We start from the raw sequence: 20,785 nt of genomic DNA on the forward strand, positions 1-20,785 counted from the left end.
ATTCAAAATATTCCACACAGCTTACAATCCGCCCATGTCTGCCCTCACCCTCACGCCCCGTGCACTCTACGAAGAAGTGGCGGAGCAATTGCGCCAGCGCATCTTCCGCCGCGAACTGGAGCCCGGCAGCTGGATCGACGAATTGAAGATTGCCGAAGAATTCGGCATCAGCCGCACCCCCCTGCGCGAGGCGCTCAAGGTGTTGGCGGCCGAAGGCCTGGTCACGATGAAGGTGCGCCGTGGCGCCTATGTGACCGAAATGAGCGAAAAAGACCTGCGCGACGTGTACCACCTGCTCAGCCTGCTGGAGAGTGATGCAGCAGGCGTGGTGGCCACCACCGCCACACCGGCCCAGCTGCAAACGCTGCAAGACCTGCATGCTGAACTGGAGGCCGCCGCTGGCGAACGCGAGCGCTTTTTTGCGGTGAACGAGCGTTTTCACATGCTGCTGCTGGAGCTGGCCGACAACCGCTGGCGCAGCCAGATGGTGGCCGACCTGCGCAAGGTGATGAAACTCAACCGCCACAACTCGCTGCTCAAGCAGGGGCGGATTGAAGACTCGCTGAACGAACACCGCACCATCCTGGCTGCGATGGTGGCACGCGATGCCAAGGGCACGGTGAAGGCCATGCAGGCGCATTTTGCGCAGGGGTTGGAAGCGGCGACCTGATTGGAAGCTGCCAGCACAAGCCGGCTTGTCGCGGGCTTGTGATGTATCGGCTCAGTTTTTAGCCGGCTCCACGCGGTTGCGCCCACCGGCCTTGGCGGCATAGAGCGCCTCGTCGGCGCGGCGCAGCAGGTCGTGAAAACTGCGGTCCCCTTCGCCCGCCGCGGCCACACCCAAGGAAATGGTCATGGGGATGAACACCCCGCCCGCATACAGAGGCTCCCCAGCCACCAGCGCGCGCAGGCGCTCGCCAGCCGTCAGGGCGGCAGCAGTGTCCAGCCCCTCCCACAGCACCACAAACTCCTCGCCACCGTGGCGTGCCGCCAGATCGCTGCCCCGGCATGCTGTGCGCAGGTGTACGGCCACATGCCGCAGCGCCACGTCCCCCACTTCATGTCCGTGGCAGTCGTTGATGGCCTTGAAATGATCGATATCGATCACAGCCAGGGCCAGACCGCGTGCCTGTTGCGGCCTCTCTGCAAATCGCCGCTCCCCCACCGTGACCAGCGTGCGGCGGTTGGGAAGGCCCGTGAGGTAGTCGGTGGAGGCTGCCAGCTCCCACTGGCGGCCAATGCGTTCGGAGCACATGAGCAAAAAGGCCGTCGTCCCCACCACGGGCAGCAATGCGGTGATCATGGGGCTGGCCATGTTGATCCAAGCACCGTCGCCCGTGATGTCAAAGGACGGACTGATGCCACGCCCCAAAAAATAAGCCGCCCGAAACACTGTGAACCCCGCCACAAAGGCAAACAGGCTCGCCATCACGCGGCGGCTGTGTGCACCATCGGGTGATTTCTGCGACACCAGCAACACAAAGCTTGCCAGCAGCAAGAACACGCAGCAGGTCGAAAGAATGAACACACGCATGCGCGTGTCCGGCCGGAGCACCGCGAACCAGAGTATTCCCAGGATGCCCACCGCAGCCGGGGCCAACATCCAGCGCAGATCCGGCAGGCCATAAAACTGCCTTAGCGCACGCCAGTAGCCCGTGCACCCCAGCAGCACCAGCCCGTTGGCCAGCGGCGACGCCAGCCCCAGGGGCATATGGTCGCGCGACGCGTACATCACGGCACTGCCCGCCAGCAGCAGCGTAGCGATGCGCCAGGTTTCGGTGCAGGTGCGCAAGGCCACAGGGAAGCTCTTGCGCATCAGGCCCAGCACCCACCCGTTGGCCAGCATCATCAGCGTGGCAACAATGAAGATGGTGACGGGATCCATGGCGGCGGGGGCGAAATGGCGGTTTGCGGCGGGGTGGCGAACGAGGAGGTGGCCTCCCCTTTTCATATCGGCGGAAGGTGGGACATTGTGGCCGACCCGGCTTGCAATCAGCCCGCGCATCGTGCGAAGGCTCTTCGGCAGCCCGGTTCCGAGGGTCGACCGAACCCCTTGGCGTCACCCAACGCACTGCGGAGAAAGCACAGCGACCCGCCCCGCAGCGCGCCAATGCACGGGCTGGCAGGGGGCTGCGCCAAAGCACAGGCGCGGAGCATTCCGAAAATCGGAACGCACCATTTGCAACACAAGAGGTCTCGGCGCGGGCGTTTCCAGCAGGTTCGATCGGTATGATTCCGCGGGTTTTCACTGAGGTTGTGCGCCTTTGGCGCGCACAGCCTTCACCGCAGGTTCCATGTCTCCCATCCCCTCCGATATCGCCAGCGTGCAAACGCTGCCCCAGCTCCTCGCCTACCGCGCTGCCTGCACCCCCAATGCCGAGGCGTACCGCGCCTTCAACCCCACCACCCAATCCTGGATGAGCCTGACCTGGGCGCAAGCTGCACAGCACGTCGGCACCTGGGCACAGGCCTTGGCGGCCATGCAGCTTCCGGCTGCGGCGCGCGTGGCCATCCTGCTGCCCAATGGGCTGAACGCCATGTGCGCCGACCAGTCTGCGCTGGCCACGGGCTGCGTGCCAGTGCCCCTGCATGCCATCGACAACCCCGGCAGCATCGCCTACATCCTGGCCGACTGCGACGCATCGATGCTGATCGTGAGTCACGCCGAGCAGTGGGAAAAGATCCGCGCCGTGGGCACGCGGTTTCCGGCCTTGCGCGCGGTGGTGATCACCGATGACGACACGCCATCTTTCAAGGCCGCAGCCGGCTCTGGTGAAGGCCCTGCGGTGGGCTCGCTCGCCCAGTGGCTGGCGGGCGCGGCACATGCAGACGGCGCTCCAGCACCCAAGGCCCCGGATGCTGACGACCTGGCTGCCATCGTCTACACGTCCGGCACCACCGGCAAACCCAAGGGCGTGATGCTGACGCATCACAACGTGGTCAGCGACGTGAAGGCCGTGCTCGACCGCATTGCACCCACGGTGGACGACGTGTTCCTGTCGTTCCTGCCGCTGTCGCACACCTTTGAACGCACGGGCGGTTATTACCTGCCGATTGCCGCCGGCAGCTGCGTGGCCTATGCCCGTTCAGTGCCCCAGTTGGCCGAAGACCTGAAGACCGTGCGCCCCACGGTGCTGGTCTCGGTGCCACGCATTTACGAACGCATCCACGCCAAGCTGCTGGAAAAGCTATCGCCCACGCCCTGGAAGATGCAGTTGTATGAAGCCGCACAGCACAGGGGCTGGGCGCGTTTTTGCACCATGCAAGGGCTGCCCGCTCCTGCGGCCGAGGACGGCCGCGCCGCGGGCTGGATGGCCGCCCTGCCCTGGCCGGTGCTGCAGGCTTTGGTGGCAAAGCCGCTGCTGGCCCAGTTTGGCGGCCGCGTGCGCGTGGCGGTCAGCGGTGGCGCGCCGCTGTCACCCACCATTGCCAAGTGCTTCCTGGGCCTGGGCCTGCCGCTCATCCAGGGCTACGGCATGACCGAAACCGCGCCCGTGGTATCGGTGAACTCTCTCGATGACAACGACCCGGCCTGCGTGGGCAAGGCCCTGCCGGGCGTGGACGTGCGCATCGGCGAGAACCGCGAGCTGCAGGTGCGTGGCCCCATCGTGATGAAGGGCTACTGGAAGCGCCCCGAAGACACGGCCAAGATCCTGAGCCCCGACGGCTGGCTGGGCACAGGCGACCAGGCTGAGCTCGTGAACGGCCGCATCTACATCAAGGGCCGCATCAAGGAAATCATCGTCACATCCACCGGCGAAAAGATCCCTCCGGGCGACCTGGAACTGGCACTGCTGGCCGACCCGCTGCTGGAGCAGGCCTTTGTGGTGGGCGAAAACCGCCCCTTCATAGCCTGCGTGGCCGTGCTCAATGCGGGTGAATGGCAGCGTCTGGCGGCGGACCTGGGCCTGTCTGCGCAAGATACCGACAGCCTGAACCACCCCAGCGTGCACCGCGCCGTGCTGGCCCGCATCGAGAAGAACACCGCCAGCTTTGCCCGCTACGCCGTGCCGCGCGCCGTGCACCTGACGCTGGACCCTTGGACGATTGAGAACACCTTCATGACGCCGACGCTCAAGCTCAAGCGCAACAACCTGATGGCGAACTTTGCGCAAGCGATTGACGGGATGTACCAGAAGCCGGGGCGCTGAACCCCGGGGTGTCAAGTCAAAGCACCAGCTCGCCCTCTCCCGCATACACCACCCCAAACCGGTTCGCCACAAAATCCGCCAGCCCCACCGCCTCCTGCCCCACAAACCCCTGCTGCGGCAACTGCCCCTGTGCCACCAGATCCAGCGCCGTGCAGATGCCTGCGGCCGTGGTGAGCTGGATGGCGCTCAGCGTGTGCCCCGCCACCTGGGTGCCCACGATGTGGGCCGAGTACGAGTCCTGCACCAGCCGCCCGCCCTTCAGGCCCGATGCGGTGGCAAACACCACGATCACGTCCTGGTCGGTGGTGGGAATGGCGGTTTCGAGAATGTCCTTGAGCAGATCGCGCCGGTCGCGCAGGCGCAGGTCGTTGAGCAGCAGCTTGAGGATGGCGTTGTGGCCCGGGTAGCGAATGGACTGGTAGTCCACCTGCCGCGCCTTGCCGGCCAGAGTCTCCGTCAACGTGCCCAGGCCACCCGAAGTATTGAAGGCCTCGTATTCCACGCCGTCCAGGGCAAAGGTCTCCAGCCCCTCCAGCGCGGGTACCGTGGTGCGCACGCCGTCCACAATCGCCTCGCAGGGGTTGCAGTATTCATTGATGAGGCCTTCGGTGCTCCAGGTCAGGTTGTAGCGCAAGGCACCTTGTGGGTAGCGTGGGAGCGCCCCCACGCGCATGCGCAAAGTGTGCAGCGTGTCAAAACGGCGGGCCAGGTCATTGCCCACGATGCCGATGAAGCCCGGGGCGAGGCCACATTGCGGCATGAGTACGCTGCGGGCGTTGGCGGCCAGGGCGCGGATGGCCTGGGTGCTGGCCACGTCTTCGGTCAGGTCAAAGTAATGCACTCCCGCTGCGGCGCAAAGCGTCGCAACCGGCACAGCGCGGTGAAACGGCAGTGCATTGAGCACGGCAAAACGGCCGTCGATAGCGGCCTGCAGGCTCGCATCGTCGGTGGCCAACTGGGTAGATACGCCCAGAGCCGCCACTTCGGCCAGGCGTGCAGGGTCGCGGTCCACCACCAGAGTGTCGTAGTCGCCGGCCTGCTGCAGCAGCAATGCCATGGCAAAGCCGATGTGGCCTGCGCCCAGGATGGTGATGGCGCGGCGGACAGTCTTGTGGGATTGGGTGGAAAAGGTGGTCATGGCGGCGCTCCCGGTAGTGCTCACTGCGTGCAGCGGTGATAGGTGTTGTAGATGCCTTGATGCTAGGCAATGATGCTGTCAATGTGTAGCACCTATAACGTCGAAAACCGCTCTTTGTCTCGCCACAACGGCGAATATGATGGCCGTTATGACTTTTTGAGGAATTGCCCATGACCCAGGCCCTGGACGACACCGACCGCCAACTGCTGAGCCTGCTGCAGGCCAACGCCCGCGAGGGCACGGCACAGCTGGCGCGCAAGCTGGGACTGGCCCGCACCACCGTGGTGGCGCGCATCGCACGGCTGGAGCGCTCGGGCGTGGTCGCTGGATATGGGGTGCGGCTGGGCGCCCGGCTCGACGCCACCACCGTGCGCGCGTGGTGTTCCATCAGCGTGTTGCCCAAAACTGCGCCCGCCGTGCTGCGCGCGCTAGAGGCCATGGCCGAGGTCGAAGAGGTGTCTGCCGTGAGCGGGCCGTTTGACTACCTGGTGTTCTTGCGCTGCACGAGCCATGAGCAGCTTGATGCGCTGCTCGACAAGGTGGGGCAACTCGACGGCGTGCACCAGACCCAGACCAGCATCGTGCTCAGCCGCAAGATTGACCGGCGCAGTGTGGGCGCGTGAAAGCGTCTGCCGCCAGCGCATTCACTTCATTTTTCATAGCTGTTAGCGCTTTATAGATAAGCGCTAGAGCCCAATTTTATTGAAAACTTTGACTGACAAACTCAGGCGTCGAACTGCGTCGGGTTCTTGCCCTGGATCGGCGCATAAAACGCCTTGATGCGCGCCATGTCGCTGTCCAGGTCGCCCGTGGGCTCGAACACCGGACCCAGGCCGCCCACTTTGCGGCCATAGTCCACAAACGCGAGCACGATGGGTACGCCCGCCTGCTGGGCGATGAAATAGAAGCCGGTCTTCCAGTGCCGCGTCTTGCCGCGTGTGCCTTCGGGCGGCACGATGAGCTGCATGGGACCATCGGCCTCCCGCATGGCCCGGGCAGAGCTGGCCACCAGGTTGTTCGCCTGATCCCGGTTGACGGGAATGCCGCCCAGCCATCGCATCACGCCGCCAAACGGCGCACGGAACAGGCTCTGCTTGCCCATCCAGTACACCCGCAGGCGCAGCGAAAACGCCAGCATCAGCGTGTACGGCAGGTCCCAGTTGCTGGTGTGCGGGGCGGCGATCAGCACGCTTTTGGCGGCGTGGGCGGGCAAGGCGCCTTCCACCGTCCAGCCCGTCAGGCGCAAGGTGGCGCGCGACAAGGCGCGCAGCAAGGTGTTGACAACCGGCGTGTCAAAAATCGTGTGGTGCATGGGGGATACAGCGGCAGACAGGGCCCGCAGGACGCGGCAGCACGACCGGCCACATCGGCATCGGGTCGCACATCAGAAAAGCGCCGCGAGTATCGCCGATGCCGCCTTGGCCCTGCCTTGTGGCAGGACAAGGGCTGGCGCCATTCCCAGAACGAGCACACTGCATTACTATTATTTTTATAGCTATCAGCGCTTACCCATCAAGCGGAAGGGCCTATTTTCCCCCATATCCACAGGCTGGCGCAGCTTGTGGGTCGATGGGATAATCATGCCCTCCTCCCCCTGTAGCCTCGTGGCGGGCCCGACCAGGGCGCGCCGCTGCAGCCCGTACTTGTCTTTCGTTTGCCCCCTTTGACTGCTGTGGAATCCCCCGTTTTGAGCCCCTGGCGCATGTCCGTCGCCCCGATGATGGACTGGACCGACCGCCACTGCCGTTATTTTCACCGGCTGCTGACCCGCCAGACCCTGCTGTACACCGAGATGGTGAACGCGGGTGCCATCATCCATGGCGGCACCGAGCGCCACCTGCGTTTCAACGCCGAAGAGCATCCCGTGGCCCTGCAACTGGGCGGCAACGAGCCCGACAGGCTGGCCGAGGCCGCGCGCCTGGGTGCGCAGTGGGGCTACGGCGAGATCAATCTCAACTGCGGCTGCCCGAGCGACCGCGTGCAGCGTGGCGCGTTTGGTGCCAGCCTGATGAAGTCGCCCCAGTTGGTGGCCGACTGCGTGAAGGCCATGAAGGACGTGGTCGACGTGCCCGTCACGGTCAAGCACCGCATCGGCATCGACAAGGTGGAGGACTACGGCTTTGTGCGCGACTTCATCGGCACCGTGGCCGACGCTGGCTGCACCGTGTTCATCGTGCATGCGCGCAATGCCTGGCTGCAAGGTCTGAGCCCCAAGGAAAACCGCGACATCCCGCCGCTGCGGTATGAGGTGGTGCACCAGCTCAAGGCCGAGTTTCCGCAATTCACCATCGCCATCAATGGAGGTATCGCGACCGATGCCGTGGTGCAGGAGCAGCTGGAGCATCTCGACGGCGTGATGATCGGCCGCGAGGCGTACCACAACCCCTGGTGGCTGGCCCGCTGGGACCAGCTCTACTACGGCGGCGCCCCCTGCCCTCTGACCCGCGAGGAGGTGGAGCTGGCAATGGTCGAATACATGGAACGTGAGGCCGCCCAGTACGGCACGCCCTGGCCCCACATCGCCCGCCATATGCTGGGCCTGCGCCACAGCCTGCCCGGCGCCCGCATCTGGCGCCAGGCGTGGAGCAACCATCTGCTCAAGGACCGCCCTGCACGCGAGGTGCATGCGCTGGCGGTGCAGTCGTATGCCAGCGCTGCACCTGAGTCTGCGTCCGAGCAAACAGCCCAGGCCTTGCCGGTCTGACGCCGCCCTGCGGTGGCCACCGAGGTACAGAGCAAATGCACAAGCGCGAGAAGATGCGCGTAAAACCCCCCGTGCCCATCTCCCTGCGCGCCCCCGTGGCGGCCGATGAAGAGCGTTTTATCGCGCTGGCCCAGCGCAGCCGCGTCCTGCATGCGCCCTGGACCTCGGCGCCATCAACCCCCGAGGCGTTTGCCGCCTACCTAGCGCAAATGGACGCGCCTGCGAACCAGGGGTTTTTGGTGTGCCTGCCGGACAAGGATGGCGGTGGGGATCAGATCGCGGGAGCCTTCCATCTCTCACAGATCGTGATGGGCAACTTTCGCAGCGCCTACCTGGGCTACTACGTCTTTGCAGGCTACGAGCGCCAAGGTGTGATGCGTGCAGGCTTGCAACAGCTGCTGCGCCACGCCTTTGGGCCATTGAAGCTGCACCGGCTGGAGGCGAACATCCAGCCCGGCAACGAAGCGTCCATCGCGCTGGTTCGGGCTTGTGGGTTTCTACAAGAAGGCTTTTCGCGCCGTTATCTCAAGATCAACGGCCGCTGGCGCGACCATGAGCGCTGGGCCATCGTGGCCGATGGGGCCACTTCGCACATCTGATCGCACGGTGTAGCCCCTCATTCAGCGCGCTCTGCGGCTCAGGGTGGTGGGGTCAATCGCCCCAGCCATACCGCCAGCGGCTCAGGCCGACCGAACAGGTAGCCCTGCAGGCATTCGCACTGGCTCTCCACCAGAAAATCCGCCTGGGCGCGTGTCTCCACGCCCTCGGCCACCACACGCAGGTGCAGGTGGCGGGCCACCGAGATGATGGACTGCACGATGGCGGTGTCGCTCGGGTCGTCGGGGGTGTCATCCACAAAGCTCTTGTCGATCTTGAGCTCGTACAGTGGCAGCCGCTTGAGGTAGGCCAGGCTCGAATAGCCGGTGCCAAAGTCATCGATGGAAAACCGCACGCCCAGGCCCACGATCTCGGTCATGCGGGCGATGGTGTCGTCCAGGTTTTCGATCAGCAGGCTTTCGGTCACTTCCAGGATCAGGTTGGCAGGATGGGCGCCGGTGTGGGCCAGCACATGGCGCACGCGCTCGACAAAATCGTCCTGGCGGAACTGCCGTTCGCTGACGTTGACCGACAGCGACAGCTCGCGCCCCGCAGCCTGCAGGCGCGCCAGGGTTTCGCAGGCCTGCTGGATCATCCAGTCGCCCATGCGCAGGATCAGGCCCGAGGCCTCGGCGATGGGGATAAAACGGCTGGGCGGCACATTGCCGCGCACGGGGTGGTCCCAGCGCATCAGCAGCTCGCCGCCCACCACGGTGCCCGCTGCGTCCACCTGGTTTTGCACAAAGGCAGCCAGCTGGCCCAGGGCGTGGGCTTTCTTCAGGTCCTGCTCCAGCGCCAGGCGCTCCTGCACGTCGGCCTGCATGGCCGCTTCATAAAAGCGGATGCGGTTGCGGCCCAGGTCCTTGGCGCGGTACATGGCGGTGTCGGCCTCGCGCAGCAGGTCTTCCACACCCTCGCCGCGCTTGGGGAACAGCGTGATGCCAATGCTGCCCGTGGTGCTGTAGAGGTGGGTGTCGATGGTGTACGGGGCCTCCAGCGCAGTACGGATCTCTTCGGCCACCAGCAAGGCCTGGCGCCCAGCGGCCTCCATGTCGGACGCCACGTTGTGCGCCAGCACCACAAACTCGTCCCCGCCCAGGCGGGCCACGGTGTCGCCGGGGCGCAATTGCTGCGTGAGGCGGAGCGCCACCTGCATGAGCAGCGTGTCGCCCAGCGTATGCCCACGCGCGTCGTTGATCTGCTTGAAGTTGTCGAGGTCGATGTACAGCACGGCGCCGACCTGCGCCGTTTGCTGGGCGCTGAACAAAGCGTGCTCCATGCGGTCGAGCAGCATGCGCCGGTTGGGCAGGCCAGTGAGCGCGTCGAAATAAGCCAGCTGGTGCGTGCGCGCCTCGGCCCGCTTGCGTTCGGTGATGTCGCGCGAGAGCGCGATGAACCGGGGGGCGTCGCCGGGCGCAGCGCTTTCCTTGCGGGCAATGGACAGCTCGAACCAGTGTGTGGCGCCATGGAGTTCCAGCCGGTACTGGTGGCCTGCCGAATAGCCCGTGCGGTGCGCGGCCTCCAGCGCTGCATGGCAACCGGCGGCGGCTTCGGGGGGCACAACGTCTCGCAGCAGCCGTCCGAGAAGCATGTCGGGGGGCACGGCCAGCTCTTCAGAGCGTGCCGATCGGTAGTGGTGAATGCGTCCGTCCAGGCCCAGCTCAAAGAGCAGGTCGGGGATGGCGTTGAGCGTGCTTTCCAGATCATCGCGCGTGGCGCGCAGCTCCGCCGTCATGTCGCGCGCCAGCGCCACAGCCCGCTCGCGCCCGGTGGCAAGCAGCCAGGTGAACCAGGCCAGCAGCAGGCTCAGCACCGATCCCATCAGGGCCACGGGGTGGTGGCCTTCGTCCTGGAAGCGTTCGGCAAACGCTGGCTGGGGCGACATGTGCAGTACCCAGCGCCGGCCGCCCAGCTCCAGCACACGCCGGGCCTGCAAAGCCTGGATGGCGGTTTCAGTGCCCTCAGCCGGCCGCGCAACGTTGGTGAAAAGCAGGGTCTCGGCGGCGCCAGCTTGGGTGCCGTCAGAGATCCGGAAACCGATGTCGGCATCGAACTCGCGCGACATGCCGCGGACCACGTCTTCCAGCCGAAACGGCGCCGATACCCAACCGGCCAGCCCGGTGCGCCGGCCCTCCACCGTGCGCGCATCGGTGCCCGCGCCATACAGCGGCATGTACATCACCAAGCCTGGGCTGTTGTCCTGCAGAAGTGTCAGCTGGCCGGACAACGCCAGCATCCCGGTGTCGCGGGCGCGGTCCAGCGCTTCCTTGGCGGGGGAAGGGTCAGCACATCAAACCCCAGCGCCTTCAGGTTGTTGCCCTCCAGGGGCTCGATGTGGGTGATGGGGGCCAGCACCTCGCGTGCGCCTTCGGGGCGCACGGTGTATTGGGCGTACCCACGTTGGCGCATGTCATCCAGGTGCGCAGCCAGCGCGGACGCAGGCAACTGCAGGATGAGTGAAACGCCCTGCAGGCCCGGGCGCGTTTCCCGCAATTGCAGGGCGCCCACATAGGCCTGGAACTCGGCCCGGTCGATGCGCTCGGACCCTTCAAAGTACCCCTTGACCCCACGAAGCACCACCTCGTAGGTGGCCATTCGGTCCTTGAGGTTGTAGGCGATCTGGTCGGCCGCGGCCTGAAAGTTCTGCTCCCGCTTGGCGCGGGCGCCGCCTTCTTCGCTTTGCCAATAAAGAAAGGTCAATCCCAGGGTGAGCAGCCCCACCAGGGGCGGCAGCAACACGGGCAGCCACCGATGGTTGGTGGCCCCACTCCATCCATCCGGGGACGGTACGGCTGGCGCCGACTCAGCGGCTACCTCGGTCCCTTGGTGAGAATGTTGCGTCATGGCGTTCTTGGGGGTGATTCCGCTGCGGTCAGCGAAAGCCGCCACCGTGGGCGAACTCCACCATTATGAGCACCTGTCCCGCACAAAAAAGCAGTATTTGCGCACACACTTTTCACCCAGGCGCAGCGCATGGTCGGCATTGTTGGATATGCTTCCTTCGCACCGTCGCCAATACTTTCCAGGAGCCTGAGCACAGCTCCCCCCAACCACCCTCGCACACCAAAGACCTGGCATGCCATCGCTTGATTTCGACCTGGAGGAATCCCATTTCCGTGCGTTCTACGCGCAGCAGTCTGTGGCGCTGGACGCGGCCTGCGCCGCCCTCACCGACATGGTCGCCGCCGTGGTCACGCGTGCGGGCGGCGTGGAAGTCGCCAAGGTGGAGGGCCGCGTCAAGGATGCGGACGAGTGCATCCGCAAGTTTGTGCGCAAGTACCGCCCGGCGCTGGAGGAAAACAACACGCCCTACGAGATCCAGAGCTATATCACCGACCTGGTCGGCGTGCGGGTGGTGTGCCTGTACGAGGACGAGCTGGAGAAGATCGCGGCCATCGTGCGCGGGCACTTTGCCGTGATCGATGTCACCGACAAGGTGACGGCGGTGGAGAGCACCGAGGCCTCGTTTGGCTACAAGGGCCTGCACCTGGACCTCAAGCTCAGCACCACGGAGCGCACCCAGCCCGAGCACGCCGCCTATGCCCACCTGCCCTTCGAGCTGCAGGTGCGCACCATCATCCAGGACTCCTGGAGCGTGCTGGACCACCGGATCAAATACAAGAAGTCGATTCCCGGCGAACTCAAGCGGCGCATCAACGTGCTGTCTGCCCTGTTCGAGCTGGCCGACCGCGAGTTTCGCCAGATCCGCGACGCCACGGCCGCTGAATTGCTGCAGGCACCCGACGAAACCGCAGAGCCGCTGCCCGACCCCGCTGCCGTCGACAACCCCCAGGCCCCCAGCAAGGCGCAGGCTCCCAGCAGCGAGCTCAATGCGTTCACCTTCCTCAAGATTGCGACGCACTTCTTCAAGGATTTTGAGTTCGAGCCTTCCAAGGTGGACGGTTTTGTGGACGACATCCAGGCGTGGTCGCGTGGCATGACGCGGGCACGCTTCAATGCGCTGATGCGCGAGACCGTGGGCGTGGTCAAGCGCTACAAGCAGCACTTTGAAGAACACAACCCCCAGGCCAGCTTCAATCCGTACACCGTGATCCGCCACTGCTTGTACCTGAGTAACAAGGCTGCGTTCCGCCCTGCATTGCGCAACTCGGCCCGGGAGTCTTTCGAGGCATGGCTGCAGGAGCAGACCGAATCAAAGCCGCAATAGTCTTTTAAAAATTGGATTTTCGCTTATCTACATTGAATTTATTGCTATTTATTTTATAGCAATTCTATTTCCCCCTTTTGTGGAGCAAGGCACCTGCCGACTACACCAATTTGTCGCATAGGTGACTAGGGACTGGTGGTTTTCCTCCATGCGCTTGTTACCAAGTGCTGCTATATTGCACTGCAACATAACGGAGTTTCGCCCATGCTGTATCACATTTACGAAACCCAGCGCTCCCTGATGGAGCCATTTACCGATTTCGCACAGGCTGCTGCCAAGCTGTTCAGCAACCCGATGTCGCCCTTCAGCGAAAGCCCCCTGGCGCAGCGCATGTCTGCGGGCTACGAACTGCTGTACCGCCTGGGCAAGGACTACGAAAAGCCAGCCTTCGAGATCCATTCGGTGGATGTGGACGGTGTCGGTGTGGCTGTGCATGAACGCATCGAGGTTGACAAGCCGTTTTGCGAACTGCGCCGCTTCAAGCGGTTCTCGGACGACACCGCCACCCTGACCAAGCTCAAGGAACAGCCCGTGGTACTGATCGTGGCCCCCTTGTCGGGCCACTATGCCACCTTGCTGCGCGACACCGTGCGCACCATGCTCAAGGACCACAAGGTCTACATCACCGACTGGAAGAACGCACGGCTGGTGCCCCTGGCCGATGGCGAGTTCCACCTGGACGACTACGTGAACTATGTGCAAGAGTTCATCCGCCACCTGCAAGGCATCTACGGCAACTGCCACGTCATCAGCGTGTGCCAGCCTACGGTGCCCGTATTGGCAGCCGTGTCCCTGATGGCGAGCCGGGGCGAAACCACACCGCTGACCATGACCATGATGGGCGGCCCCATCGACGCCCGCAAATCACCCACGTCGGTGAACAACCTGGCCACGAATCGCAGCTTCGAGTGGTTCGAGAACAATGTGATCTACCGCGTGCCCGAGAACTTTCCGGGCGCGGGGCGGCGCGTGTACCCCGGTTTCCTGCAGTACACCGGCTTTGTGGCCATGAACCCTGACCGCCACGCCAGCAGCCACTACGACTACTTCAAGGACCTGATCAAGGGCGACGATGCCAGCGTCGAGGCCCACCGCAAGTTCTACGACGAATACAACGCCGTGCTCGACATGGACGCGGACTACTACCTGGAAACCATCGAGACCGTGTTCCAGGAGTACAAGCTGGTCCACGGCACCTGGGATGTGCGCTCCCCCGACGGCAAGATCGAGCGCGTGCGCCCACAGGACATCACCACCACCGCACTGTTCACGGTGGAAGGCGAACTCGACGATATCTCCGGCTCGGGCCAGACTGAAGCCGCGCATGACTTGTGCAGCGGCATCGTGCGCAAGGAGCAGCGCCACCTGGAGGCCAAGGGCGCGGGCCACTACGGCATCTTCAGCGGCCGGCGCTGGCGCGAAGTGGTCTACCCCCAGGTACGCTCCTTCATCCTGCAGCACGAAAAGCCACAGACGAAGGCGGCAGCACCTGTGATGGACACCCCGGACGACAATCCGCCTCTGCGCGCAGTCCCAAAAGCCACAGCCCCCGCCCCCAAGGCTGTGGCCAAGCCCGTCGCAAAACCCGTGGCCAAAGCAGCAGCCGTTAAACCGGAAGCTAAAACGGTCGCCAAAGTGGCCGCCAAGCCCCCAACCAAGGCGACCGCGGCTGTGGCCACCCGCTGGGTGACTCCGACACCAGCCACCACCGGTAAAAAGCCCACCACCGGGGCTGCCGCGCCCGCCGAGGTGGTCGCGGCCACGCCTGCGAAGGCCACCACGGTGACAGCAGCAGCCGCTTCCCGCACCCGCCGCAGTGCGGCGCGCAAGGCTTGACCGAGCCCCAGCCGCCGGTTTCTACGCCATCCGCCGCCGTGTCGACGCTTGCGGCGCGGATTGACGCAGCCTTGCCCCAAACGCAGTGCACGCGCTGCGGCTACCCGGACTGCTCCGCGTACGCCCGGGCCATTGCCAAGGACGGCGTGCCCATTAACCAGTGCCCTCCAGGAGGCGCCGAGGGCATTGCCCGCCTTGCCGCCATCACGGGGCAGGCGCCGCTGCCGCTGAGCGCTGAGCACGGCCTGGAAGCACCGCGCGCCGTGGCCTACATCGACGAAGCATGGTGTATTGGCTGCACGCTGTGCATCAAGGCCTGCCCGACCGATGCCATCGTGGGTTCCCACAAGAAGATGCACACCGTCATCGAGCCGTATTGCACCGGCTGTGAACTGTGCATCCCGGTGTGCCCCGTGGATTGCATTGAGCTTGAGAACGTCAGCGGCAACGCCACCGGCTGGGCCGCATGGTCCGCCCCATTGGCGCTGCAGTCCCAATTGCGCTACCAAGCGCACCGTGGACGCCTGCCGCTGGAGGCCGCCGCGGACGGAGATGATGAAACCTCTCAAACAGCCATCGATGCGCCAGCCTCCACTGGTGACGGCTCCGTACCCATGGGCCCCGCCGATCCCACAGCCGCTCATGCCACCCGCCAGGCCACCATTGCGGCGGCTCTGGAGCGGGCCCGTCAGCGCCGATCCCAAGCACCGCGCTAGGCGTGGCTTCTTCGAGGTTTGACTCCCCGCCCACGCCCCTCAGAGACCAGGGGACTCTGAGGCCAAGCCCTCAGGTGCAAGTTCAGAGAAGACAAACACCTCAAAATCGAGCACATTGGTGCAAATTTTCACATTCAGCCCATGTGCCCTACATGCGGACCTCCGGGCAAGTTAATGTGCAATGCTTCAATAAGTGCCCTCCCAGAAGACAATCCTGCATGGATCTTCTCAACAATGCCCATCGCGCAATAGCCCAGTGTGGATGACCGCCCGTGCCGAAGAAAAAAATACTGCCGCACCGAGAGTTTCACAAGGGATGTGCAATCAATGCAATCTAGCCTTCCCTTCACATTGTGGCGCCACCGCAGTTTGGTCTTTGAATTGGTCAAACGCGAATTTTCCAGCAAATATCGGGGTTCTTTGGGTGGAGTCTTCTGGTCACTGGCCCACCCCCTCTTTCTGCTAGGCATCTATACCATCGCATTTGGGGTAATCCTCCAGTCCCGCTGGAACAACTCGGGCAGTGCGGTGGACTATGCGTTGATGCTGTTCGCTGGCCTGATCGTGTTCAACGCATTTTCTGAGGTCCTGAGCAAATCGCCGCTCTTGATCACCGGCAACCCCAATTTTGTGAAAAAAGTGGTTTTTCCACTGGAGCTTTTGCCCATCGTCACGGTGGCCGCTGCCTACCTGCAGGCGTTAGTGGGCACGGGAATTTTGCTGGCGGGGTATGTGATCTTCGTGGGGATGCCCCGGCCCACAGTATTTCTTTTTCCGCTCGTCCTGCTGTGCTTTGCCCCCGTACTGCTCGGACTTGCATGGCTTCTCTCGGCCATTGGTGTCGCGGTGAAAGACATCGGTCAACTCACAGGCATGCTCAGCCACAGCCTTCTCTTCTTGACCCCCATTTTCTACAGCATGGATTCCGCCCCTGACGTGATCAAGAATTTGCTGATGCTGAATCCCCTGACTTTCATTGTGGAGCAGTTTCGCCTCGTACTTCTGGCGGGAGGCATGCCCTCCTTCTTGGGACTTGCCGTCTATATCGGTCTCGCCAGTGTTTTCTCATGGGCATCGCTGACACTCTTCAGGCGCCTGCGCACCACATTTGCGGATATGGTTTGAGCAATGTCGGATATTGTCATTTCCGTCAAAAACGTCAGTAAATGCTATCGGATATTCGACGATCAGCGCTCACGATTCTTGCACGCACTGTCCCCCAGGCACACCCGAGGAATGCAGGAAGTATGGGCCCTGAAGGACATTAACATTGAAGTCGCTCGAGGAGAATCGCTGGGCGTGATCGGTCGCAACGGCAGCGGAAAAAGCACATTACTGGAAATAGTGACCCAGACCCTGACGCCGACGACCGGCGAAGTGCAGGTGAATGGCCGCGTGGCGGCATTGCTGGAACTGGGTAGCGGTTTCAACCCAGAGTACACAGGACGGGAGAACGTCCTCCTGAATGGCCTGCTGATGGGTTTGACGCGGGAAGAGGTAGAGCACCGATTCGACGATATTGCTGCGTTTGCAGACATTGGCGATGTGCTGGATCGGCAAGTCAAAACCTACTCCAGTGGCATGCTCGTACGCTTGGCCTTTGCGGTGCAGGTGGCACTGACACCCGACATATTGATCGTAGACGAGGCATTGAGTGTGGGAGACTATTTTTTCCAGCAAAAGTGCTTTGGACACCTTCGCAAGATGCGGGAGGACGGCTTGACCCTGCTTTTTGTGTCGCACGACATGGGCACGGTGCGCGATCTCTGCAAGAGAGCCATTTATTTACGCCACGGCTCGGCTGAATTCACTGGGGACAGTGGGTCTGCAATACGGCATTATTTCAACGAGGATGCACCATCCCAGCCCGCCAATACAGTAGAAATACCCGCACTCCTCTCTTACGTCCCGGAGTCTTCTGATGTTCGATTCGCTGCAATTTTCAGCGATGCGCTGTGGTCTAGACCTCAAAACCATCCGGGCCGCCTGATTGCAGTGAGCATCCAGGATCAGAATAATAATAAAACTGAACGCACTCAAATGGGTTCTGATATATACATCAAAGTATATTATCAAAGCCTTGTAGGCGATGTGGGAACGACAGTTGCATTGGCCATTAAAAATAGGTTTGATCAAGTCATCTTTGTAACCAATGCGCGCCGTCTTGGCATAGAAAACTGCGACACAGAAGACGGGCGCAACGCGGTCTTTGTGTTCAAGGTGACATTGAATATCGAGGCGGGACTTTATTCCTTGAAAATCGGAATTCATCAACCCACCGAGATCAACAAAGGTCGAGAACTTGATACCACCGGCTGGTTTGGGCCATTTCGAATTGACTGGAGCTATGAGACGGAATCAGCCCCATTTTTGGGCATGTTTGGACTTCCGGCAAGCGGCGAATTCATAGCAAGCCGCGGAGAGCAGGAATTTTATCCATAGCGACATTCACCAATAGATAGAAGCCCTCATCGCGCTTGATGGAAATTCAAATAATTTTAGCAAACCGTCAATTTTCCAAGCATAAAACTGAAATCTGCAAAAATAATGATAATAATTAAAATCTACTATCGTGTGCTTGGGGTTTGTCGCGCAATTCTGCATATCGCCTCGTCAGCATTTGGGTCTTCAAACCCCATTGTTCGATATATCATGACCCCCTTCATGCCGAGACTGGGCAATCTCAACCAGTATCCACCGCGGCCAATGATGCATTTGAAATTGTGCCAAAATGCAAAGCAACTTCCAGCTGCACCAAAAATTTCATTGATTACACCCTCATTCAAGCAAGGCACTTTTATTGAAAAAACAATAACCAGTGTTCTTGATCAGAAATATTCAAATTTGGAATACTTCATTCAAGATGGCGGATCTCCAGATGAAACCGTTTCCATCCTGGAAAAATTCGAAGGAAAAATATCTGGATGGGTATCAGAAAAAGACACAGGGCAGTCGCAAGCGATCAACAGAGGGTTTGCCCGGACTGAGGGTGAGATCATGGCCTGGCTTAATTCTGACGACCTGCTTTTGCCGGGCGCATTGAATACGGTCGCGGATTACTTCGTGCGCCATCCAGAGGTAGATGTGGTTTATGGTGACCGATTGCTCATCGACCGGAATGGGATGGAGATTGGCCGTTGGATCATGCCTGGGCATGACAGTGTCGTGTTGTCATGGGCAGACTATATTCCGCAGGAGACACTTTTCTGGCGGCGACATATCTGGGACAAGGCTGGAGGCCAAATCGACGAATCATTCAGGTTCGCGATGGATTGGGACTTGCTGATACGCTTTCGAGACGCTGGAGCGAAGTTTGCTCACATACCCCTTTTTCTGGGGGCCTTTCGGGTTCATGAGCACCAAAAAACCTCTGCCAATATCAACGATATCGGCCAGCAGGAAATGAATCGGATACGCGAGAAAATTCTCGGCAGAGTTCCTGACTATAAGGAGATACGAAGTGCGGTGCTTCCTTATCTGTCAAGGCACATGCTGCGAGATTTGGCGTTCCGCATACGCCAACCTCTCAAGCGGGTGCGCTGATCTGGGTGCCCATCAAAATGGCAGTGTTTTTTCCAGTCGTTGCAGGACATCAACGCAGTGATAGGCGAATTGGACGGAGTCCAAGACCAAGGAATTGGAAATGAGAAGTGAAGCAAATTGGAAGATGACTGGACTGCTCCAATCTGGAGAAGAAGCATCGGGGTCCGGCCTATGAACGCGATCAAGTTAAGCCCAACGACCCGGTCCGAGAGGGTATATGTGGCCGGCCACTCCGGCATGGTCGGTTCAGCCATCGTGCGGGCGCTGAAGCAACGGGGCAATGTCGAGATCATCACACGCACCCATGCCGAACTCGATCTGACCTGTCAGGCCGATGTGCGTTCCTTTTTCCAGGCTGAAGCACCCGCCCATGTCTATCTTGCGGCGGCCAAGGTGGGGGGCATACATGCCAACAATACCTATCCCGCAGAATTCATTTACCAAAACTTAATGATTGAGGCCAATGTCGTGCATGAGGCATGGCGTGCGGGTATTCAACGCCTGATGTTCCTGGGGTCCAGTTGCATCTATCCCAGGCTTGCGTCCCAGCCTATGGCTGAAGAGGCGCTGCTGACCGGTACTTTGGAGCCGACCAACGAACCCTACGCCGTCGCCAAGATTGCAGGCATCAAGCTGTGTGAGTCCTACAACCGGCAATATGGCACCGATTATCGCAGCGTGATGCCCACCAATCTCTATGGCCCGGGCGACAACTACCATCCAGAAAACAGCCATGTCATACCGGCACTTATCCGTCGTTTTCACGAGGCAAAATTAGCCCGATCCTCTAGTGTTGTGATCTGGGGAACCGGTGCGCCGCGACGCGAATTTCTTTATGTCGACGACATGGCAGCAGCCTGCATCCATGTCATGAATCTGGATCAATCGGTTTATAACGCCTGCACACAACCCCGGTTGTCCCACATCAATTTAGGGACTGGCGAAGACCTGCCCATTCGAGAGCTTGCCCAGTTGATCGGCGAAGTGGTGGGATACACAGGGAAGATCGAATTTGACTCCGCCAAGCCGGATGGCGCGCCGCGAAAGCTCCTGAATGTGAGCCGCTTGCAAGGATTGGGCTGGCGTGCCCAGGTTGGGCTACAGCACGGGTTGACCATGGTCTATCAGGACTACGTTTCAACGCTGCAACGTGCCAATGGATGATCCTGTGGATAAGCCTTTGGTGACGGTAGCCGTGCCCTCCTATAACCAGGGGCGCTACCTGAATGCGGCGCTGGAGTCCATATTTGCGCAAAACGTCCCGGTCGAGGTCTATGTCGCAGATGGCGGTTCCACCGACGAATCGATCGAGGTCATCCGCCGTTGGGAAACACAACTTGCGGGTTGGCGAAGTTGCAAGGATATGGGGCAATCATCGGCCATCAATGAGGCAATTGCAAAAGGAAACGCGCCTTTTGTGTGCTGGCTCAATAGCGACGATTGGTTATTGCCAGGTGCTCTGAAAAATCTTGTCGAAGCGTTGCAATTGAACCCTGCCGCTCCAATGGTCTATGGGCGGGTGTGGAACTATGCGGAAAGCACCGGAAAAACCCGACCTGTGCTGGTCCGACCTTTTAGTGAGTGGTGGATGGCTCAATTTTGTATTGTTTCGCAACCCGGGGCATTGATTCGCCGAACGGCATGGAATGCCGTTGGAGGCGTGGACGAGTCATTGCATATGACCATGGACTACGACCTTTGGTGGCGCCTCTACAAAATATTGGGGCCATTGCAATTTGTGGATTCCTTTGTCGCAACCAACCGTGAGCACGATGCCACAAAGACCAGCACTCGGCGCAAGGAGCATTATCGGGAGGCCATGGGCGTAGTGCGTCGGCATTATGGTCGATTGCCCCTAAAGTGGTGGATCGCCCAACCATACTCGGTTTGGTATCGATCCATGATGAAACACTGATTTCAAATTAGTTTCGG

Annotated in this window: 17 protein-coding genes and 1 pseudogene; 13 read left to right on the forward strand and 5 right to left on the reverse strand. The window is 61.4% G+C overall.

Features of this window, described 5'->3' with window-relative positions:
* Positions 1-34: 34 nt before the first annotated feature.
* Positions 35-670 carry a GntR family transcriptional regulator gene (locus ARADN35_RS0103130; RefSeq protein WP_010458874.1) on the forward strand — a complete coding sequence of 212 codons (636 nt, stop codon included), beginning with the start codon at positions 35-37 and terminating at the stop codon, positions 668-670.
* A 51-nt stretch (positions 671-721) separates the two neighbouring features.
* On the opposite strand, the gene ARADN35_RS0103135 is transcribed toward ARADN35_RS0103130, so the two are convergent.
* A complete protein-coding gene (locus ARADN35_RS0103135) occupies positions 722-1,885 on the reverse strand; it encodes a GGDEF domain-containing protein (protein ID WP_010458875.1) in 1,164 nt (387 codons plus the stop codon).
* Between the two features lie 409 nt (positions 1,886-2,294).
* On the opposite strand from ARADN35_RS0103135, the gene ARADN35_RS0103140 reads away from it, so the two are divergent.
* Entirely contained in the window at positions 2,295-4,151 is a 1,857-nt protein-coding gene (locus ARADN35_RS0103140; RefSeq protein WP_035198124.1) for an AMP-dependent synthetase/ligase, read from the forward strand.
* Positions 4,152-4,167: 16 nt separating this feature from the next.
* On the opposite strand, the gene ARADN35_RS0103145 is transcribed toward ARADN35_RS0103140, so the two are convergent.
* Positions 4,168-5,289, reverse strand: coding sequence for a saccharopine dehydrogenase family protein (locus ARADN35_RS0103145; protein WP_010458878.1), 1,122 nt, complete (start codon positions 5,287-5,289; stop codon positions 4,168-4,170).
* 170 nt (positions 5,290-5,459) lie between these two features.
* Between ARADN35_RS0103145 and ARADN35_RS0103150 the strand changes: the two genes are divergently transcribed.
* Entirely contained in the window at positions 5,460-5,912 is a 453-nt protein-coding gene (locus ARADN35_RS0103150) for an Lrp/AsnC family transcriptional regulator (protein ID WP_010458880.1), read from the forward strand.
* 101 nt (positions 5,913-6,013) lie between these two features.
* On the opposite strand, the gene ARADN35_RS0103155 is transcribed toward ARADN35_RS0103150, so the two are convergent.
* Positions 6,014-6,601, reverse strand: a complete 588-nt coding sequence (locus ARADN35_RS0103155; RefSeq protein ID WP_010458882.1) for a lysophospholipid acyltransferase family protein — start codon at positions 6,599-6,601, stop codon at positions 6,014-6,016.
* A 360-nt stretch (positions 6,602-6,961) separates the two neighbouring features.
* Here ARADN35_RS0103155 and dusA point away from each other — a divergent pair, with 360 nt between their 5' ends.
* Both dusA and ARADN35_RS0103165 read left to right on the forward strand, forming a co-directional pair.
* Positions 6,962-7,993, forward strand: coding sequence for a tRNA dihydrouridine(20/20a) synthase DusA (gene dusA, locus ARADN35_RS25750; RefSeq protein ID WP_258070073.1), 1,032 nt, complete (start codon positions 6,962-6,964; stop codon positions 7,991-7,993).
* A 71-nt stretch (positions 7,994-8,064) separates the two neighbouring features.
* Complete coding sequence (locus ARADN35_RS0103165; protein WP_029413080.1) at positions 8,065-8,592, forward strand: GNAT family N-acetyltransferase; 528 nt, start codon at positions 8,065-8,067, stop codon at positions 8,590-8,592.
* Between the two features lie 38 nt (positions 8,593-8,630).
* On the opposite strand, the gene ARADN35_RS25755 is transcribed toward ARADN35_RS0103165, so the two are convergent.
* Complete coding sequence (locus ARADN35_RS25755; protein WP_373404757.1) at positions 8,631-10,655, reverse strand: putative bifunctional diguanylate cyclase/phosphodiesterase; 2,025 nt, start codon at positions 10,653-10,655, stop codon at positions 8,631-8,633.
* A pseudogene (locus ARADN35_RS28460) lies at positions 10,641-11,434 on the reverse strand (CHASE domain-containing protein); the annotation flags it as partial. The gene ARADN35_RS25755 and the pseudogene ARADN35_RS28460, both read right to left, overlap by 15 nt.
* A gap of 232 nt (positions 11,435-11,666) precedes the next feature.
* Here ARADN35_RS28460 and ARADN35_RS0103175 point away from each other — a divergent pair.
* The 8 genes from ARADN35_RS0103175 to ARADN35_RS25770 all read left to right on the forward strand — a co-directional run bounded on the left by ARADN35_RS0103175 (position 11,667) and on the right by ARADN35_RS25770 (position 20,768).
* Positions 11,667-12,758 (forward strand): GTP pyrophosphokinase, encoded by a 1,092-nt coding sequence (locus ARADN35_RS0103175; RefSeq protein WP_010458888.1) that lies wholly within the window; start codon positions 11,667-11,669, stop codon positions 12,756-12,758.
* A gap of 204 nt (positions 12,759-12,962) precedes the next feature.
* Complete coding sequence (locus ARADN35_RS0103180; RefSeq protein WP_010458890.1) at positions 12,963-14,594, forward strand: polyhydroxyalkanoate depolymerase; 1,632 nt, start codon at positions 12,963-12,965, stop codon at positions 14,592-14,594.
* 38 nt (positions 14,595-14,632) lie between these two features.
* Complete coding sequence (locus ARADN35_RS0103185; RefSeq protein WP_244265838.1) at positions 14,633-15,310, forward strand: RnfABCDGE type electron transport complex subunit B; 678 nt, start codon at positions 14,633-14,635, stop codon at positions 15,308-15,310.
* 327 nt (positions 15,311-15,637) lie between these two features.
* The gene (locus ARADN35_RS0103190) at positions 15,638-16,435 is read left to right on the forward strand and encodes an ABC transporter permease (protein ID WP_029413086.1); all 798 of its coding nucleotides are present in this window, start codon (positions 15,638-15,640) and stop codon (positions 16,433-16,435) included.
* 3 nt (positions 16,436-16,438) lie between these two features.
* Positions 16,439-17,752, forward strand: coding sequence for an ABC transporter ATP-binding protein (locus ARADN35_RS28170; protein ID WP_035198019.1), 1,314 nt, complete (start codon positions 16,439-16,441; stop codon positions 17,750-17,752).
* Positions 17,753-17,962: 210 nt separating this feature from the next.
* The gene (locus ARADN35_RS25765) at positions 17,963-18,853 is read left to right on the forward strand and encodes a glycosyltransferase family 2 protein (RefSeq protein WP_244265839.1); all 891 of its coding nucleotides are present in this window, start codon (positions 17,963-17,965) and stop codon (positions 18,851-18,853) included.
* A gap of 171 nt (positions 18,854-19,024) precedes the next feature.
* A complete protein-coding gene (gene fcl, locus ARADN35_RS0103205) occupies positions 19,025-20,017 on the forward strand; it encodes a GDP-L-fucose synthase (RefSeq protein WP_010458900.1) in 993 nt (330 codons plus the stop codon).
* Positions 20,010-20,768 (forward strand): glycosyltransferase, encoded by a 759-nt coding sequence (locus ARADN35_RS25770; protein ID WP_208856809.1) that lies wholly within the window; start codon positions 20,010-20,012, stop codon positions 20,766-20,768. Before fcl ends, ARADN35_RS25770 begins: the two co-directional genes overlap by 8 nt.
* The last annotated feature ends 17 nt before the right edge of the window (positions 20,769-20,785 follow it).

Origin of the sequence: Acidovorax radicis N35 (assembly GCF_000204195.1) — a bacterium.
GTDB classification, from domain to species: domain Bacteria; phylum Pseudomonadota; class Gammaproteobacteria; order Burkholderiales; family Burkholderiaceae_C; genus Acidovorax; species Acidovorax radicis.

What these genes read in the sequence shown, in the direction of transcription:
- ARADN35_RS0103145 (WP_010458878.1), bottom strand. Translation starts at nt 5,289, where the DNA reads ATGACCACCTTTTCCACCCAATCCCACAAGACTGTCCGCCGCGCCATC.
- ARADN35_RS0103150 (WP_010458880.1), top strand. Translation starts at nt 5,460, where the DNA reads ATGACCCAGGCCCTGGACGACACCGACCGCCAACTGCTGAGCCTGCTG.
- ARADN35_RS0103135 (WP_010458875.1), bottom strand. Translation starts at nt 1,885, where the DNA reads ATGGATCCCGTCACCATCTTCATTGTTGCCACGCTGATGATGCTGGCC.
- ARADN35_RS25770 (WP_208856809.1), top strand. Translation starts at nt 20,010, where the DNA reads ATGGATGATCCTGTGGATAAGCCTTTGGTGACGGTAGCCGTGCCCTCC.
- ARADN35_RS28170 (WP_035198019.1), top strand. Translation starts at nt 16,439, where the DNA reads ATGTCGGATATTGTCATTTCCGTCAAAAACGTCAGTAAATGCTATCGG.
- ARADN35_RS0103180 (WP_010458890.1), top strand. Translation starts at nt 12,963, where the DNA reads ATGCTGTATCACATTTACGAAACCCAGCGCTCCCTGATGGAGCCATTT.
- ARADN35_RS0103155 (WP_010458882.1), bottom strand. Translation starts at nt 6,601, where the DNA reads ATGCACCACACGATTTTTGACACGCCGGTTGTCAACACCTTGCTGCGC.
- ARADN35_RS25755 (WP_373404757.1), bottom strand. Translation starts at nt 10,655, where the DNA reads ATGTCGCGCGAGTTCGATGCCGACATCGGTTTCCGGATCTCTGACGGC.
- ARADN35_RS0103175 (WP_010458888.1), top strand. Translation starts at nt 11,667, where the DNA reads ATGCCATCGCTTGATTTCGACCTGGAGGAATCCCATTTCCGTGCGTTC.
- ARADN35_RS0103130 (WP_010458874.1), top strand. Translation starts at nt 35, where the DNA reads ATGTCTGCCCTCACCCTCACGCCCCGTGCACTCTACGAAGAAGTGGCG.
- ARADN35_RS0103190 (WP_029413086.1), top strand. Translation starts at nt 15,638, where the DNA reads ATGCAATCTAGCCTTCCCTTCACATTGTGGCGCCACCGCAGTTTGGTC.
- fcl (WP_010458900.1), top strand. Translation starts at nt 19,025, where the DNA reads ATGAACGCGATCAAGTTAAGCCCAACGACCCGGTCCGAGAGGGTATAT.
- ARADN35_RS25765 (WP_244265839.1), top strand. Translation starts at nt 17,963, where the DNA reads ATGACCCCCTTCATGCCGAGACTGGGCAATCTCAACCAGTATCCACCG.
- ARADN35_RS0103140 (WP_035198124.1), top strand. Translation starts at nt 2,295, where the DNA reads ATGTCTCCCATCCCCTCCGATATCGCCAGCGTGCAAACGCTGCCCCAG.